Origin of the sequence: Streptomyces sp. NPDC091377, assembly GCF_044757045.1 — a bacterium.
GTDB lineage: Bacteria > Actinomycetota > Actinomycetes > Streptomycetales > Streptomycetaceae > Streptomyces.
Genome location: NZ_JBIVUE010000002.1, coordinates 408,565 through 422,495 on the forward strand (window position 1 = coordinate 408,565; position 13,931 = coordinate 422,495).

The window sequence follows — 13,931 nt, forward strand, 5'->3', positions numbered from 1 at the left end:
GGGGCGCGGCGGCCTGCCCGCCACCCCTTGACAGGTGGGGGTCCGGCTGGATTACTTGACCACGCCGCACGCTAACCGAATGTTCGGTCGGTTCACAAGGCGGTGAGAGGGCCCAAGGTGGTGGAGTGCAGATGACATCCCAGGTATCCGGTGCCTCACTCAGTCCGGCGGAGGCGATGCTCGCGGCCGACGAGGCGTCCGGCGGACTCGGCATCGAACTCCTCGACCACGGCGCCGGGTTCGCCACGGTCCGGATGACGGTGACCGCCGCGCAGGTCAACGGGCACGGGATCGCGCACGGCGGCTATCTCTTCCTGCTCGCCGACACCGCGTTCGCCTGCGCCTGCAACAGCCACGGCCCGATGACGGTCGCCGCGGGCGCCGACATCGACTTCGTCGCCCCCGCGTTCGAGGGCGACGTCCTGCTGGCCGACGCCCGGGAACGCACCCGCTTCGGACGCAGCGGCATCTACGACGTGACGGTGGTCCGGGGTGACGAGGTGATCGCGGAGTTCCGCGGTCGCAGCCGCACCCCGCGCAGGACACAGTACGAGGAGCCGCGATGAGCAGGGGAAGTGACATGACGGGGCCCGGGACGCAGCACACGACGGCCCGCCGGGGAGAGCCGCTCCCCGAAGGGCTGCTGGACGACGCCGAGCGGCTGTCGCGCGACGAGGTCAGGGCACTGCAACTGACCCGGCTGCGTACGACCCTGCGGCACGCGTACGACCATGTCGAGCTGTACCGCAAGAAGTTCGACTCGGCCGGACTCACCCCCGAGGACTGCCGCACCCTGGAGGACCTGGCCCGGTTCCCCTTCACCACCAAGGCGGACCTGCGGGACACCTACCCCTTCGGCATGTTCGCCGTCCCCATGGACGAGGTGCGGCGGGTGCACGCCTCCAGCGGCACCACCGGCCGCCCGACCGTGGTCGGCTACACCGAGAACGATCTGTCGATGTGGGCGGACGTGGTGGCCCGCTCCATCCGCGCGGCCGGTGGCCGCCCCGGTCACAAGGTCCATATCTCCTACGGGTACGGCCTGTTCACCGGCGGCCTCGGCGCCCACTACGGCGCCGAACGGGCGGGCTGTACGGTGATCCCCGCCTCCGGCGGCATGACCGCCCGCCAGGTCCAGATCATCCAGGACTTCCGGCCCGAGATCATCATGGTCACCCCCTCCTACATGCTCACCCTGCTGGACGAGTTCGAGCGCCAGGGCATCGACCCGCGCTCCACCTCCCTGCGGGTCGGCATCTTCGGCGCCGAGCCCTGGACGGAGGAGATGCGCCGGGAGATCGAGGAGCGGCTGGACATCCACGCGGTGGACATCTACGGGCTGTCCGAGGTGATAGGCCCGGGCGTGGCCCAGGAGTGCGTGGAGACCAAGGACGGGCTCCAGGTGTGGGAGGACCACTTCTACCCCGAGGTGGTGGACCCGTTCACGGACCAGGTGCTGCCCGAAGGGGAGAGCGGTGAACTGGTCTTCACCTCGCTCACCAAGGAGGCGCTGCCCGTCATCCGCTACCGCACCCGGGACCTGACCCGGCTGCTGCCGGGCACCGCCCGTCCCGGGTTCCGCCGGATGGAGAAGATCACCGGCCGCTGCGACGACATGATCATCCTGCGCGGGGTGAATGTGTTCCCCAGCCAGATCGAGGAGATCGTGCTCCGCACCCCCGCGCTCGCCCCGCACTTCCAGATCCGCCTCACCCGCAAGGGCCGCATGGACCATATGACCGTCCGCGTGGAGAGCCGCCCCGGCAGCGACCCCGCCCGGCGCGAGGCCGCCGCGCGGCACATCGCCCGCGGGGTCAAGGACGCCGTCGGGGTGACGGTCGACGTCGAGGTGGTCGACCCCGACACCCTGGAACGCTCCATGGGCAAACTGAAGCGGGTCAAGGACCTCCGGGAGGAGTGAGCCGGGGCGGGGCGGGGGCCGGGGGCAGGCCAGGAACCGGCTTCCGACCGACGGACACCCGGACACCCGGACCACCGGTCCGCACCCGACCACCAGTCCGCACCCGACCGCCCCGAGCACCCCGACCACCCCGAGCACCCGCCCCCGGCCCCGGCCCCGCCCCCGGCCGATATCCTCCCCGGGATCCGGCTGGAGTTGGACGTTCCGGCCGGTCCCGGCGTGGGAAAATCCGGTCACATGTCACCGTCAATATCACTGTCGCGGCGCCTGCTCGCCCCGGTCGTCCTGCCCGCCGGACCGTCCTGCCCTGTCCTGCGGGACGCCGCCGTCGACGTGGGGGCGGACGGCCGTATCGCCTACTGCGGTCCGGCCGCCGACGCCCCCGCCCTCCCCCACGGCGTGCCCCGCACCCGGCTGTCCGGCATCCTCACCCCCGGCCTGGTCAACGCCCACGCCCACGCCCCGATGACGCTGCTGCGCGGCCTCGGCAGCGATCTGCCGCTGCTGCGCTGGCTGGAGGAGGCCATCTGGCCGGTCGAGGCCCGGATGACGGGGGCGGACGCCCACGCGGGCATGCTGCTCGGCTGTGTGGAGATGCTGCGCTACGGAGTGACGACCAGCGCCGAGATGTACGCCTTCGGCGAGGAGGCCGCCGACGCCACCCTCCAGGCCGGCAGCCGCGCCCTCATCGCGCCCGCCTACTTCGCCCGGCCCGGGGACGACTGGCGGCGCGACATCGACGCGATCGGCAAGTGGATCGAGGCGGACGGACTGCGCTTCGGCCCCGGCGAGCGCGTCGAACTGTGCTACGGCCCCCACTCGACGTACACCCTGCCGCCCGAGGCGCTGCGCAGGACGGCCGAGGAGGCGGCCCGGCACGGCGCGCTGGTGCACATCCACCTCTCCGAGACCCTCGCCGAGGACATCACCACCCGCGAGCGGTACGGCTCCGCGACCCGGCTGCTCCAGCTCACCGGACTGCTCGACGGCCGTCTGCTGGCCGCCCACGGAGTGCACCTGTCCGACGACGACATCACCCTGCTCGCCGGGTCCGGCAGCGGCGTCGCCCACTGCCCGTCCTCCAACGCCAAACTCGCCTCCGGCACCGCCCGGCTGTCCGCGCTGCGCGCCGCCTCCGTCCAGGTCGGACTCGGCACCGACGGCGCCCCCAGCAACGACGACCTCGACGTGTGGGAGGAGGCCCGGCTGGCGATGATGCACGCCCGGCTCGCCGCCTCCGACCCCCGCGCGCTCGGCGCCCGGGACGCCTTCCTGATGGCCACCTCCGTCGGCGCGGCGGCCCTCGGCCGCACCGACATCGGCTCGCTGCGCACGGGCAACTGGGCCGACCTGGCCCATGTCAGCGTGGACAACCCGTACTTCATCGCGGGTCTGGACGTGCCGGACGACCAGGTGCTCGCCAACCTCCTGTGGGCGGCCGGTTCCCGCGCCGTCACCGACGTATGGGTCGCGGGCGAACCCGTCGTCGTGGACGGCGAGACGGTCCGCGTCGACCGCCGGGCCGTCCAGCGCACGGCGGCCCAGGCGGCGGCCCGCATCCTGTGACCGGGGACACCGTCCACCCGACCGCACCCACGTTCTAGAGTCGGTCCCCACACACACCCACCAGGGAGGGACCCGTGCGCCTGCGCTGCGCCCTGCTCGACGACTTCCAGGGCATCGCCACCGAGGTGGCCGACTGGTCGGCACTGGCCGACCGGGTCGAGGTCGTACCGTTCCGCGAACACCTCCACGGCGAGGACGCCCTGGTGGCGGCGCTCGACGGCTACGACATCGTGGTCACCCTGCGCGAACGCGTCGCGTTCCCGGCCGCCGTCCTGGCCCGGCTGCCCCGGCTGCGGCTGCTGGTCGCCTCCGGGATGCGCAACTCGGTCATCGACTACGCGGCGGCGCGGGCGCACGGGGTGACGGTGTGCGGCACGGCCAGTTCGTCCACCCCGCCCGTCGAACTGACCTGGGCGCTGCTGCTGGGCCTGGCGCGCGGCCTGGTCGAGGAGCACAACGCGGTGCGCGCGGGCGGCCCCTGGCAGTCCACGCTCGGCGCCGACCTGCACGGCCGCCGGCTCGGGCTGCTCGGCCTCGGCAAGATCGGCGGCCGGGTGGCCCGGGTCGGGCTCGCCTTCGGGATGCGGGTCAGCGCGTGGAGCCAGAACCTCACCCGGGAACGGGCCGACGAGCACGGCGTCGAACTGGCCCCCACCAAGGAGGCGCTGCTCTCCGGGAGCGACTTCGTCTCCGTCCACCTCGCCCTCGGCGACCGCACCCGGGGACTGCTCGGCGCCGCCGAACTGGCCCTGCTCAAGCCGACCGCCTACCTCGTCAACACCTCGCGCGCCGCCATCGTCGACCAGGACGCCCTGCTCGCCGCCCTCCACGAGGGCCGGTTCGCGGGCGCCGCGCTCGATGTGTACGACCTCGAACCGCTCCCCGCCGACCACCCCGTCCGCACCGCCCCCCGGCTGCTCACCACCCCGCACCTGGGCTATGTCTCGCGCGCCAACTACGAGACGTACTACGGCCAGGCCGTCGAGGGCATCGAGGCGTATCTGGCGGGCACCCCGCTGCGGCAGCTCCCCTGACCCGCCGCACAGCCCCGCCCGGCAGCCCGCAGCCCCCACAGCCCCGCAGCCCCGCAGCCCCGCAGCCCCACACAGAGCCGTACTCAGGGTGATCACCCCTCACACACCGTGACCCGCGCCGGGTCGGCGGCGTTGAAGAGGAGTGCGACGGCACGTCCTGCCGCCGTGCTCATCGAGTCAGTGAGGAGAACGTGATGTCTCGCATCGCGAAGGCTGCCGGGGTCGCCCTCGGCGCGGGTGCCGTGGTCATCGGCGGTACCGGCATGGCCATGGCCGACGCGGGTGCCGAGGGCGCGGCCGTCGGCTCCCCCGGCGTCCTGTCGGGCAATGTCATCCAGGTTCCGGTGAACATCCCGGTCAACCTGTGCGGGAACACGATCGACGTGATCGGCCTGCTGAACCCGGCCTTCGGCAACACCTGCGCCAACGTCGGCCACGAGGACCGCCACGGCGGCGGCTACGGCGAGTCCGGCTACGGCCGCTGACCCGACCCGACCCGCACCGTCCGGCACCGTCCGGCCCCCGTACGGCTGCTTCCCCGGCCGCACGGCACCCGAGAGCCCCGGCACCTCCGAGCGCCGGGGCTCTCCCCCTGCCAGGACTCCCCCGGGGCCGGCCGGTCTTCCTCGGCCGGCCCCGCGGTGTCACGCGTACCGGTAGACCCCGCCGGTGCCCTCCAACTGGTCCGGCGTCAGGTCCCAGGGCGGCAGCTTCTCGTGCCGGGCCACGACCCGCTTGTGCTGCGAACTGCCCGAGGCGGGCGGCTTGGCGGGCTGGTAGCGGTGCTCCTTGTGCCGCTGCTGCCAGCGCTGCCAGAGCAGATCGAGGTAGGCGTGGTGGAGCCAGAACACCGGGTCGTTGACCGAGGCGCCGCCGAGCATCGCCCCGCCGACCCAGCGGTGGACCCGGTTGTGGGTGCGCCAGGAGGCACTGCCCTGTCCGCTGCCCCAGCCCTCCAGCTTGTTGCGGAAGCCGCTCTTGGAGGTGGAGTTCCAGGGCGAGACGTCGTAGACGGAGTCCTTCATGGCCGCCTCCACGTCGTCCTTGGTGGGCAGGCCGATCGGGTCCTTGGAGCGGCCCAGGTCGCGGGTGAGGAACTCGGTGTCGGTGATGTTCTCCCGGATCGTCCAGCCGCCCGTGCCGTGGGCGAACGGTCCGTCCATCACCTTGCGGTCGCGGGAGCGTCCGTTCCCGCCGAGCAGATCGTCGGTCCAGGGCACCGAGGTCGCGCTCCGGTCGCGGGTCCAGTCCCAGTACGGGATGGTCACCGAGGAGTCGACCCGGCGCAGCGCCTCCTCCAGGTCCAGCAGGAAGCGGCGGTGCCAGGGCAGGAACGAGGGCGCCATGTGGGCCGTGCGCAGGCCGCCCTCGCCGTCGGCGACGTAGTAGTCGATGTGCATGCGGACGAATGCGTCGTACTCGCCGCGCCGCTTCAGCTCCAGCAGCGCCTCGACGAACCGGCGCTTCTCGGTGGCGGTGAGCGCGCTGACGCTCTTACGCGTGTACGCCACGGTGTCCCTCCGGGTGGGCGGGCGCCGGCTCACGGAGCCGTTCCCCGGGGCCGAGTTCGTCCACGGCGGCGCGGGCGGCTTCCAAGGGGGTGTCGTACGAGCGGTAGTGGTCGATCATGCTGAGCCAGGTGCCGTCGGCCCGGCGCATCAGATGCAGGGGGCGCCCGTCGACGGTGATCTGCCAGTCGGCGGCGCCGAGGGCGGGGCCCGCGGTGGTGCGGGCGCCGCGGATCCGGTGGCCCCGGTAGACCTCGTCGAACGCGGCGTCCGGGGTGGGCGCGTCCGGCCGCGAGGCGACCACCAGGGGGGTGACCGCCAGCGCGGCGCCCGAGACGAGCAGCCCGCGCAGCAGTTGCCGCCGGGTCCCGCGGGCCCGGCCCGGTCTGCCCGCGCCGGCTTCGTCGTGGTCCGCGCCGGCCGTTGCCCCGCTGTCACTGACGACCATCGTGTGCTCCCTGTCCGGTTGCCGTGGGGTGCCGGCAGCGTGGTGGCGCCGGCACCCGGGTTGATGTCGACACCGCTAACCGCGCGAGGGGGCGCGCGGTCACCGTGGAGGGGCCATGTGAGGGTCGGACTACAGGCCAGGTCCCATCACCAGGGCCGCGCCGGGGACGGTCCGGAGCGTCGGGGTGAGGATGCCGGCCTGGGGGAGCTTGGCGTCGGGCAGTCCGAAGCGCTCCGGGTCGGGCGCGGTGAGCGGGGCGTCGACGGCGAGGCCGGGGGCGACGGCGTCGACGGGGGCGGCGGGGAGTTCGACGGCGACATGGTCGAACCGGTCGCCGAGGAGACGCGGCAGCGGGGCGCGCAGGGTGGCGCCGGGCAGTCCGGCGCTGACCGGGAGCTGCGGCAGGGCCCGGTCCGGGAGCAGCCGGCCCTCGACGTAGCGGGGTCCGTCGGGGGCGCCGGGCACCGGCACCGGCAGTTCGGCGCCGATCTGCGGGAGTTCCATGTTCAGCGCGTACTCGGCGCCCTCCAGCGGCACGGGCACGGGAACCGTCTCGACCGCGGCGGCGGGCGACGCGGCGGCGCCCAGGGCGGCGGCCACCCCGGTGACGACGGCGGCAAGGGTTCCTCGGGCGCTGGGCTTCATGTCAGACACGGTCCTTCGCTTCGGGTGCGGATCCGGGCGCGGATCCCGGGCGGGCCTCCGTAGCGCGTAACGATCCCGGGGCGGCGACGAGTGCAGGATTCGCCCGGCTGCCGCAGTTGTCCGACGGGGGGATTGTCGGTTCGTCGGCCGGGACGCTCAGCTCGTCCAGAAGTCCCACCAGCGGGTCAGGATCAGCATCCCGATCACCCCGAGATGGGCCAGGACGAGCACCCAGGTGTACTCCTCGAACAGCGCCCGTACCCAGGACGGGGCGGGCAGGAACCGGTGGCGTACGGCGTGTCCGGTGACGTACCAGAACAGCACGACGGTCGCGATCCAGGCGAGTACGCACCACAGGCACAGCGCGTTGATCCGGTACAGCGACTCGAACTGGAGCCAGGTCACGAAGCCGACGCCGAAGAGACAGCCGGCGTCGAACAGGAGCCAGTACCAGCCGGGGTAGGCGGCGCCGGCCAGCAGGCTGACGCCGACGCAGAGGACGACGGCGTAGGCCACCAGGCCGAGCATCGGGTTGGGGAACCCGAAGGCGGCGGCCTGGTCGCTCGCCATGACGCTGCCGCAGGACACCACCGGGTTCAGGCTGCAGCCCGGGGTGAAGTCCGGGTCCTCCAGGAGCTTGAACTTGTCGAGCGTGATGACCCAGGAGGCCAGCAGCCCGGCGGCGCCGGTGAGCACCAGCAGCAGGGCGGGCGCGGGGCCCGCGCCCGAGGCGCGGCGGTGCCGTCCGGCGGCGGTCGTCATCAGCCGCGCAGGGCGCGGGCGGGCAGCACCACGTGGGCCGCCGCGTCCAGGGTCTCCTCGGCACCGGCGAACGCGGCGAGCGCGGTCGGTTCGATGGGCTTGCCCGGCTCGGCCTCGGGCCAGGGGCGGGTGGTGAACACGAAGTAGGCGAAGCCGCGTTCGGCGACCGCGTCGAGCCACTCCGGGGGCGGGGTGACCTGGGCGTTGAGGTGCGGCATGCTGACGACGGCCTGGCCCGCCTCGATCAGCATGGTCACCGCGAGGCTGGGCTTGGCGTTGCCGTCGACGAGGTCGCCGCCCACGGGCAGGTCGTTGTCGGTGAGCAGCCGCTCGATCGCGGCGGTGGTGGCCTCGGGGCCGTCGGCGGCGTCGCCGAGGGAGTAGGCGAGGAGGTAGGGCATGTCGCCGTCGGGCGCCTCGCCGCTCCACGCCAGCACGACGAGCGTGCCGAGGTCCGCGGGACGGAAGGGGCGGGTGTCGTTGGGGGTTGTGGTCACCGCGTGACCCTATCCACGCGCCCGAACACCACCGGCACCTTCTCACCCGACCGGGCGACGCCACGCCGACGCTCCACACGAACGAGGGAAGCCGGGGCGGACGGGCTCGAACAGCGGGCCGCCGGGGTGGCCGGGAGGCCGTCAGGGCCTTTCGGAAAGCGCTTGCCGGGGGGCCGGGAAACGCCGGAATACGCCCGGCGGTCGGGCCCGTTCCCCTTTTCCCGGGCATTACCGAATACCGAAGGGCCGATTCCCGGGGAATGGAATCGGCCCTTTCGCGCCTGCCGTCGTTCCGGAGGGCGGCTCCGGAGGTGTGGTGTCGGCTCGGGAGGAGTCAGCTCTGGAGGAGTCAGCTCTGGAGGGGGAGCCCGCCGAGCAGTCCGCTCTTGTTGAGGGCGGTGGTGGCGCCCTTCACGGTGTTCAGCGCGGAGCCCTTGGTCTCGGTGTCCAGCGCGTTCGACTGGTGCTGGAGCGGCATCACGTCGGAGGCCGTCAGCCCGCCGCTGGTGAGGGTGTTCACGGCGCCGTTGAGGCTGGTGGGCGTGAGGTCGGCGGTGCTGTGGGCGAACGCGGGTGCGGCGGCACCGGCGAGGGCGACGGCTCCGGCGACGACAACGGCGGCCTTGAGGGACTTCATCGGGTTCCTTTCTTCGGCAACTCACGTCGCCTCAGATAATTCTGACGCCGTGCCTAACGATGACCGCCCGGCGCGGAAACTCAACTCCGCAGAAGTCATAAGAATCGGTATCGGTCCGCCCGCCTTCGACGCGGTTTTTGGATTTCGGTCAGGGACCGCGTCCGGTCGCCGTGAGGGTCACGGGGTCAGGTCACGAGGTGGGGTCACCCGGTGAGGTGAGGGGACGGGTTGACGCCGAGCGCCGCCCCCAGGTCCGCGGGCGGCGCTCGGCGCGTGGCTCAGGACGCGTGGTGGCTCGGTGCCGGGACCGGGACCTCGGGCGCGGCGGGGAGGCTGGGCGCGGGGGCGGGCACGTCGGGCACCGCGGGCAGGCTGGGCACCGCGGGCAGGCTGGGGGCCGCGGGCGGGCTGGGCGGCGGCTGGAGGCTCGGGGGCGTCGCCGGGAGGCTGGGCACGGAGACCGGGGGCGTCGAGGGCTTCGACGGGTTCGGCAGGGACGGCAGTCCGGTCAGGTCCGGGGCGGGCAGCCCGTCGGCGAGGAGGGCGGCGGCCAGTACGTTGACCACACCGGTGACGACGTCGTCGGCCGCCGGGGTGACCTTGGCGGCGTCGCCCGAGGTGGCGGCGGCGATCAGCGCGTCCACGGCCTTGCGGAGCGCGGCGAGCGCGTCGGCCTCGATGTCGGCGGACGCCGCCTTCGCGTCGTCCCGGCCGCCCGCGGCACCCGCGGCACCCTTGGCGTCGGCGGGGTCGGCGGCGGTGTCGGTGATGCCGCTGCGCGCCGCCTTCGACAGCCGGGTCGCCTGGTCCGGGGTGAGTTGGCCGTGGTCGGCGGTGAGCGCGGTGCTGAGCAGTTCGGTGACCGGGGTGAGGACTCCGCCCAGTCGGCTGAGGCTCCTGGTCTGGTCGAGCAGCGCGTCCACGGCGGGGACGGGGGTCCGGGAGGCGGCGGGGGCACGTTCCCCGGCCGGGGCGTGCTCGGCCGCGACCGCCGGTCCCGCGACGGCGAGGACGAGGGTGGCGCAGAGTGCGGTGGACGCGACACGCCTCAGGGGCAGACCACGCATGGGTGTTCCTTTCAGTGGTGCGAAAAGCTCCGCCGGCCTGCGGAGCCCCGCCTCCACCCTTGGAGCGGCCACCGCGGTCCGCAACCGAGCGGGCACCTGGCGCAACCATTCGGGGGCACAACGAACCGGCCGCCCTCCAGCAGGAGGGCGGCCGGCCACGAAGAGGCGTCGTGACGTCAGTGGTTGACGCAGGTGTTGCCGAACGCCGGGTTCAGCAGGCCGACGACGTTGATCGTGTTGCCGCAGACGTTGACCGGAACGTGGACCGGGACCTGGATGACGTTGCCGGACAGCACGCCCGGGGAGTGAGCGGCGGCGCCCTGGGCGCCGCTGCTGGCGGCGGCGACACCGGCGCCGCCGGCGACGGCCGCGGCGGCAACGGAGGTCAGGACCAGGCCCTTCGCGATACGCGACATGGAGAGGTGCTCCTTGGGGTTGACACAGATCGTGCGGGCGGGGATGCCCTGCGTTGTGTCAACGCACCACGCCCCTGCGAGTTGTGCCGCCAAAGGAGTGATGTCACCGGGGGGCGGGCTTCACCGTTCCGACACACTTGTCCGGTTTCAACGGATTAATACGGATAGCGACTAGAGTTGCGGACCATTCGACGCATGCATACAGCCACACTTCCGTACCGCTCGCACCCCACGTCTCGCACCTCGCACCTCGCACCTCGCACCTCGCACCTGCACCACGCACTACGCACCCGCACCTCGGATCTCGTACGAAAGGGCACGCCGGTGATGCCGCACTCCTTGGGTCCGCTGCCGCGCCGTACGACGGTCGGCGGCGACGCCGACGCCGGCGCCGCCGACCCGCCGGCCGGCCCCCGGGTGACGTACGCGCGGCCCGGCGGCACCTAGACGTCCCGACTCGTCCCCCCGGCCGGACGCGGCCAGGGCCGGGGTCCTCTTCGCCGCCGTGGACGCCCGGAGACGGCGCGCGTGCCACTCCCCCGCCGACCCCGGCTCCCTCTGTCTCCGCCTTGTTCCCCAGCGAGGAATCCGTGCCATGCAGCAGTCAGCGCCCGCCTTCAGGCCGCGGGTCCTCCATCTGACCCAGCCCGTGGAGGGCGGGGTCGCCCGGGTCGTCACCGAACTGACCCGGGCTCAGCTCGCGGCCGGTCTCCAGGTCACCGTGGCCTGCCCGGAGGGGGCGCTCGCCGATGAGGTGGTGGCGCTGGGCGCGGGACTGCGCCCCTGGCGGGCGACACGTGCGCCGGGGCGTTCACTCATCCGTGAGGTGCGGGACGTCGTACGGACGATCGAAGCCGTCCGGCCCGATGTGGTGCACACGCACAGCGCCAAGGCGGGGCTCGCGGGGCGGCTGGCCGTACGGGGCCGGGTCCCCACCGTGTTCCAGCCGCACGCCTGGTCCTTCGAGGCCGTCGGCGGACCGGCCGCCGAACTGGTCCGGCACTGGGAGCGGTACGGGGCGCGCTGGGCGGCCCGCACGGTGTGCGTGAGCGCCGCCGAGCGGGTCGCCGGGGTGGCCGCCGGGATCGCGGCGCGCTGGGCCGTCGTCCCCAACGGCGTCGACACACGGCGCTTCCGCCCCGCCGAACACCCCGCCGACCGGGCCGCGGTACGCGCCGCGCTGCTGCCGTCCGTCGCCCCCGACGCGCCCTTGGTGGTGTGCGTGGGGCGGCTGTGCCGGCAAAAGGGGCAGGACGTGCTGCTGGCGGCGTGGGAGTCGGTGCTGCGGCGGGTGCCGGGGGCGCGGCTGGCGCTGGTCGGCGACGGGCCCGGCCGGGACCTGCTGCGGGCGCCCGCGGAGGTGCTGTTCCCGGGGGCGGTGGCCGACCCCGTGCCCTGGTACCAGGCCGCCGATCTGGTCGTCCTGCCCTCGCGCTGGGAGGGGATGGCGCTCGCGCCGCTGGAGGCGATGGCGTGCGGGCGCCCGGTGGTGCTCAGCGATGTCGACGGGGCCCGCGAGAGCCTGCCGCCGGGCCACGCCCCGCACTGCCTGGTCCCGCCCGAGGACCCGGCCGCGCTCGCCCGCGCCCTCACCACGCTCCTGCTCGACGCGCCGCTGCGCGAGGAACTCGGCGCCGGGGGACTCGGGCACGTCCGCTCCGCGCACGACGTGCGGCACATGACCGAGGCGGTCGCCGAGGTGTACGGCGCGCTCCTCGGCGCCGGTCGGACGGCCCGTGCCGCGCACCCCGAGTCCCCCGAGTACAGGGAGTCCATCCACCCGTGACTGCGGAAAGCACTGCCGAGAGTCCAGTCCCCTCCCCCGCGGAGCACGGCTCGCCGTCCCTCGTGTCCTCCTCCCCCCGCTCCCCCGGCGTCCCTTCGGCCCTCTCCCTGCTGCCGCCGCGCCGCCGGGACAGCGGGTTCCGGATGCCGGTACGGCGGCGGCCCCCGGCGCGTCCGCTCGCCCCGGTGCCGCTGCTGCTCGCGGACGGCACGGCCGCGCTGCTCGGCGCGCTCGCGCTGGCCGGTCACCGGCCGCTGCTGCCCGCGCTGCTGGTGACGTTCTCCATGCTGCTGCGCCCGCACCGGCCGCCCCGCCGGATGCAGGGCGTGCTGGACGAACTGCCCACCGTCGGCGCCCGGATCGCCGTCGGCTGGCTCGCGCTCGCCGGGTTCGTCGCCGTGTACGCCCCCTCCGACGCGCTGTCCGCCCCCACCCTCGCGCTGGGCCTCGCCGTCCAGTCGGCCGCGGCGTGCGCCGGGCGCGGTCTGGTGCACCGGCGACGCCGCACCCTGCTGCGGCGCCATCCGCGCGCCGCGCTGGTGATCGGGCCCGCCGACACCGCCCAGCGGGTGGCCGCCGCGGTATTGCGGCACCCGGCGTGCGGGGTGCGTCCGGTCGGTGTGGTCGCCGCGGTGGCCGAGGGCGGCGACGGGCTGCCGGTGCTGACGACCGGCCAGGAGGTGCAGCGGGCGCTGATCCAGAACGGCGTACGGGAGGTGCTCGCCGTCCACCCATCGGTCCGGCGGGAACAGGCGCCGCTGCTGCGGGCGCTCGCCGAGTCCGGGTGTGTGCTGTGGGAACTGGACGCCGACTCGCCGTCCTACGAGGCACGCGAACAACTCGCCGGGTTCTCGTGCAGACGGCTGCCCCTGGGCGCGGCCCGCCCGGTCGGCCGCGGCAAGCGGGTGCTGGACGTGACCCTGGCCGGAACGGCACTGCTGCTGGTCAGCCCGCTGCTGCTGGGGTGCGCCGCGGTGCTGCGGCTCACCGGCGGGCCGGGGGTGGTGTTCCGGCAGGAGCGGATCGGCAAGGACGGGCGGCCCTTCACCCTGCTGAAGCTGCGCACCCACCGCCCGAGGGACGAGCACGAGTCGGCGACCCGGTGGAGCGTGGCCGACGAGCGGGGCATGACCTGGTTCTGCCGGCTGCTGCGGCGCACCTCGGCGGACGAGTTGCTCCAGTTGTGGAACGTGGTGCGCGGGGACATGAGCCTGGTCGGGCCGCGGCCCGAACGGCCCTTCTTCGTGGGCCAGTTCAGCCAGAGCCACCCCGGTTACGCGGCCCGCCACCGGATGCCGGCCGGGATCACCGGGCTGGCCCAGATCCACGGCCTGCGCGGCGACACCTCCATCGAGGACCGGGCGCGCTTCGACAACGCCTACATCGACAACTGGTCGCTGTGGCAGGACATCTGCATTCTGCTCCGCACCGCGGCGGCGCTGCTGCGGCCGACGGGGAGTTGAGCGTGACGGGCGGGGGAGACGGATGAAGCGCGGCGGGGCCACCGGCCCCCTCATCACCACCGGTACGCAGACCGGGCGGGAGGCACCGGCCGCGGACACCGCACGGCCCTGCGACGCGGCTCGGCCGCTGCCCCGCCCGGTGTCCCGGGGGTGGAGTGCGTCCCCCAAGTGGAGCCAGTGG

The 13,931-nt window shown here is 73.9% G+C and carries 16 protein-coding genes; 8 read left to right on the forward strand and 8 right to left on the reverse strand.

All coding sequences use genetic code 11. The features are described 5' to 3' along the window. Positions 1 to 131: 131 nt before the first annotated feature. The 5 genes from paaI to ACIQNG_RS05860 all read left to right on the forward strand — a co-directional run bounded on the left by paaI (position 132) and on the right by ACIQNG_RS05860 (position 5,006). On the forward strand, positions 132 to 566 hold the full coding sequence (paaI, locus tag ACIQNG_RS05840) for a hydroxyphenylacetyl-CoA thioesterase PaaI (RefSeq protein WP_401432962.1): 435 nt from the start codon (positions 132 to 134) through the stop codon (positions 564 to 566). Further along, the gene (paaK, locus tag ACIQNG_RS05845) at positions 563 to 1,921 is read left to right on the forward strand and encodes a phenylacetate--CoA ligase PaaK (RefSeq protein WP_401482774.1); all 1,359 of its coding nucleotides are present in this window, start codon (positions 563 to 565) and stop codon (positions 1,919 to 1,921) included. Before paaI ends, paaK begins: the two co-directional genes overlap by 4 nt. Positions 1,922 to 2,158: 237 nt before the next feature. Continuing rightward, on the forward strand, positions 2,159 to 3,487 hold the full coding sequence (locus ACIQNG_RS05850; protein WP_401482775.1) for an amidohydrolase family protein: 1,329 nt from the start codon (positions 2,159 to 2,161) through the stop codon (positions 3,485 to 3,487). A 74-nt stretch (positions 3,488 to 3,561) separates the two neighbouring features. After that, on the forward strand, positions 3,562 to 4,521 hold the full coding sequence (locus tag ACIQNG_RS05855; protein ID WP_401482776.1) for a D-2-hydroxyacid dehydrogenase family protein: 960 nt from the start codon (positions 3,562 to 3,564) through the stop codon (positions 4,519 to 4,521). A 194-nt stretch (positions 4,522 to 4,715) separates the two neighbouring features. Further along, the gene (locus tag ACIQNG_RS05860) at positions 4,716 to 5,006 is read left to right on the forward strand and encodes a chaplin (protein ID WP_401432973.1); all 291 of its coding nucleotides are present in this window, start codon (positions 4,716 to 4,718) and stop codon (positions 5,004 to 5,006) included. A 159-nt stretch (positions 5,007 to 5,165) separates the two neighbouring features. Here the strand turns inward: ACIQNG_RS05860 and ACIQNG_RS05865 are convergent, their stop codons facing one another. The 8 genes from ACIQNG_RS05865 to chpG form a co-directional block, all read right to left on the reverse strand. Then, positions 5,166 to 6,032, reverse strand: coding sequence for a tyrosinase family protein (locus tag ACIQNG_RS05865; protein WP_401482777.1), 867 nt, complete (start codon positions 6,030 to 6,032; stop codon positions 5,166 to 5,168). Next, positions 6,016 to 6,477, reverse strand: a complete 462-nt coding sequence (locus ACIQNG_RS05870; protein ID WP_401482779.1) for a tyrosinase family oxidase copper chaperone — start codon at positions 6,475 to 6,477, stop codon at positions 6,016 to 6,018. Before ACIQNG_RS05870 ends, ACIQNG_RS05865 begins: the two co-directional genes overlap by 17 nt. Positions 6,478 to 6,606: 129 nt before the next feature. Continuing rightward, positions 6,607 to 7,122: a hypothetical protein gene (locus ACIQNG_RS05875; protein ID WP_401482780.1), complete on the reverse strand. Its 516-nt coding sequence runs from the start codon at positions 7,120 to 7,122 to the stop codon at positions 6,607 to 6,609. Positions 7,123 to 7,278: 156 nt separating this feature from the next. Next, entirely contained in the window at positions 7,279 to 7,884 is a 606-nt protein-coding gene (locus ACIQNG_RS05880; protein WP_401482781.1) for a vitamin K epoxide reductase family protein, read from the reverse strand. Further along, the gene (locus tag ACIQNG_RS05885) at positions 7,884 to 8,381 is read right to left on the reverse strand and encodes a DUF5949 family protein (RefSeq protein WP_401432987.1); all 498 of its coding nucleotides are present in this window, start codon (positions 8,379 to 8,381) and stop codon (positions 7,884 to 7,886) included. Before ACIQNG_RS05885 ends, ACIQNG_RS05880 begins: the two co-directional genes overlap by 1 nt. A gap of 349 nt (positions 8,382 to 8,730) precedes the next feature. Next, positions 8,731 to 9,018, reverse strand: coding sequence for a hypothetical protein (locus ACIQNG_RS05890; RefSeq protein WP_401432990.1), 288 nt, complete (start codon positions 9,016 to 9,018; stop codon positions 8,731 to 8,733). A 278-nt stretch (positions 9,019 to 9,296) separates the two neighbouring features. After that, complete coding sequence (locus ACIQNG_RS05895) at positions 9,297 to 10,085, reverse strand: hypothetical protein (protein ID WP_401482782.1); 789 nt, start codon at positions 10,083 to 10,085, stop codon at positions 9,297 to 9,299. 176 nt (positions 10,086 to 10,261) lie between these two features. Beyond that, positions 10,262 to 10,501 carry a chaplin ChpG gene (gene chpG, locus ACIQNG_RS05900; RefSeq protein ID WP_401432996.1) on the reverse strand — a complete coding sequence of 80 codons (240 nt, stop codon included), beginning with the start codon at positions 10,499 to 10,501 and terminating at the stop codon, positions 10,262 to 10,264. A 195-nt stretch (positions 10,502 to 10,696) separates the two neighbouring features. Here chpG and ACIQNG_RS05905 point away from each other — a divergent pair, with 195 nt between their 5' ends. From ACIQNG_RS05905 to ACIQNG_RS05915, 3 genes are all read left to right on the forward strand, one after another. Then, positions 10,697 to 10,948, forward strand: a complete 252-nt coding sequence (locus tag ACIQNG_RS05905; RefSeq protein ID WP_401482783.1) for a hypothetical protein — start codon at positions 10,697 to 10,699, stop codon at positions 10,946 to 10,948. A 148-nt stretch (positions 10,949 to 11,096) separates the two neighbouring features. After that, complete coding sequence (locus tag ACIQNG_RS05910) at positions 11,097 to 12,287, forward strand: glycosyltransferase family 4 protein (protein WP_401432998.1); 1,191 nt, start codon at positions 11,097 to 11,099, stop codon at positions 12,285 to 12,287. After that, complete coding sequence (locus ACIQNG_RS05915) at positions 12,284 to 13,750, forward strand: exopolysaccharide biosynthesis polyprenyl glycosylphosphotransferase (protein WP_401482784.1); 1,467 nt, start codon at positions 12,284 to 12,286, stop codon at positions 13,748 to 13,750. Before ACIQNG_RS05910 ends, ACIQNG_RS05915 begins: the two co-directional genes overlap by 4 nt. The last annotated feature ends 181 nt before the right edge of the window (positions 13,751 to 13,931 follow it).

Coding starts and splice junctions, on each gene's coding strand:
- paaI (WP_401432962.1), top strand. CDS start 132: ATGACATCCCAGGTATCCGGTGCCTCACTCAGTCCGGCGGAGGCGATG.
- paaK (WP_401482774.1), top strand. CDS start 563: ATGAGCAGGGGAAGTGACATGACGGGGCCCGGGACGCAGCACACGACG.
- ACIQNG_RS05850 (WP_401482775.1), top strand. CDS start 2,159: ATGTCACCGTCAATATCACTGTCGCGGCGCCTGCTCGCCCCGGTCGTC.
- ACIQNG_RS05860 (WP_401432973.1), top strand. CDS start 4,716: ATGTCTCGCATCGCGAAGGCTGCCGGGGTCGCCCTCGGCGCGGGTGCC.
- ACIQNG_RS05870 (WP_401482779.1), bottom strand. CDS start 6,477: ATGGTCGTCAGTGACAGCGGGGCAACGGCCGGCGCGGACCACGACGAA.
- ACIQNG_RS05875 (WP_401482780.1), bottom strand. CDS start 7,122: ATGAAGCCCAGCGCCCGAGGAACCCTTGCCGCCGTCGTCACCGGGGTG.
- ACIQNG_RS05880 (WP_401482781.1), bottom strand. CDS start 7,884: ATGACGACCGCCGCCGGACGGCACCGCCGCGCCTCGGGCGCGGGCCCC.
- ACIQNG_RS05890 (WP_401432990.1), bottom strand. CDS start 9,018: ATGAAGTCCCTCAAGGCCGCCGTTGTCGTCGCCGGAGCCGTCGCCCTC.
- ACIQNG_RS05895 (WP_401482782.1), bottom strand. CDS start 10,085: ATGCGTGGTCTGCCCCTGAGGCGTGTCGCGTCCACCGCACTCTGCGCC.
- chpG (WP_401432996.1), bottom strand. CDS start 10,501: ATGTCGCGTATCGCGAAGGGCCTGGTCCTGACCTCCGTTGCCGCCGCG.
- ACIQNG_RS05905 (WP_401482783.1), top strand. CDS start 10,697: ATGCATACAGCCACACTTCCGTACCGCTCGCACCCCACGTCTCGCACC.
- ACIQNG_RS05910 (WP_401432998.1), top strand. CDS start 11,097: ATGCAGCAGTCAGCGCCCGCCTTCAGGCCGCGGGTCCTCCATCTGACC.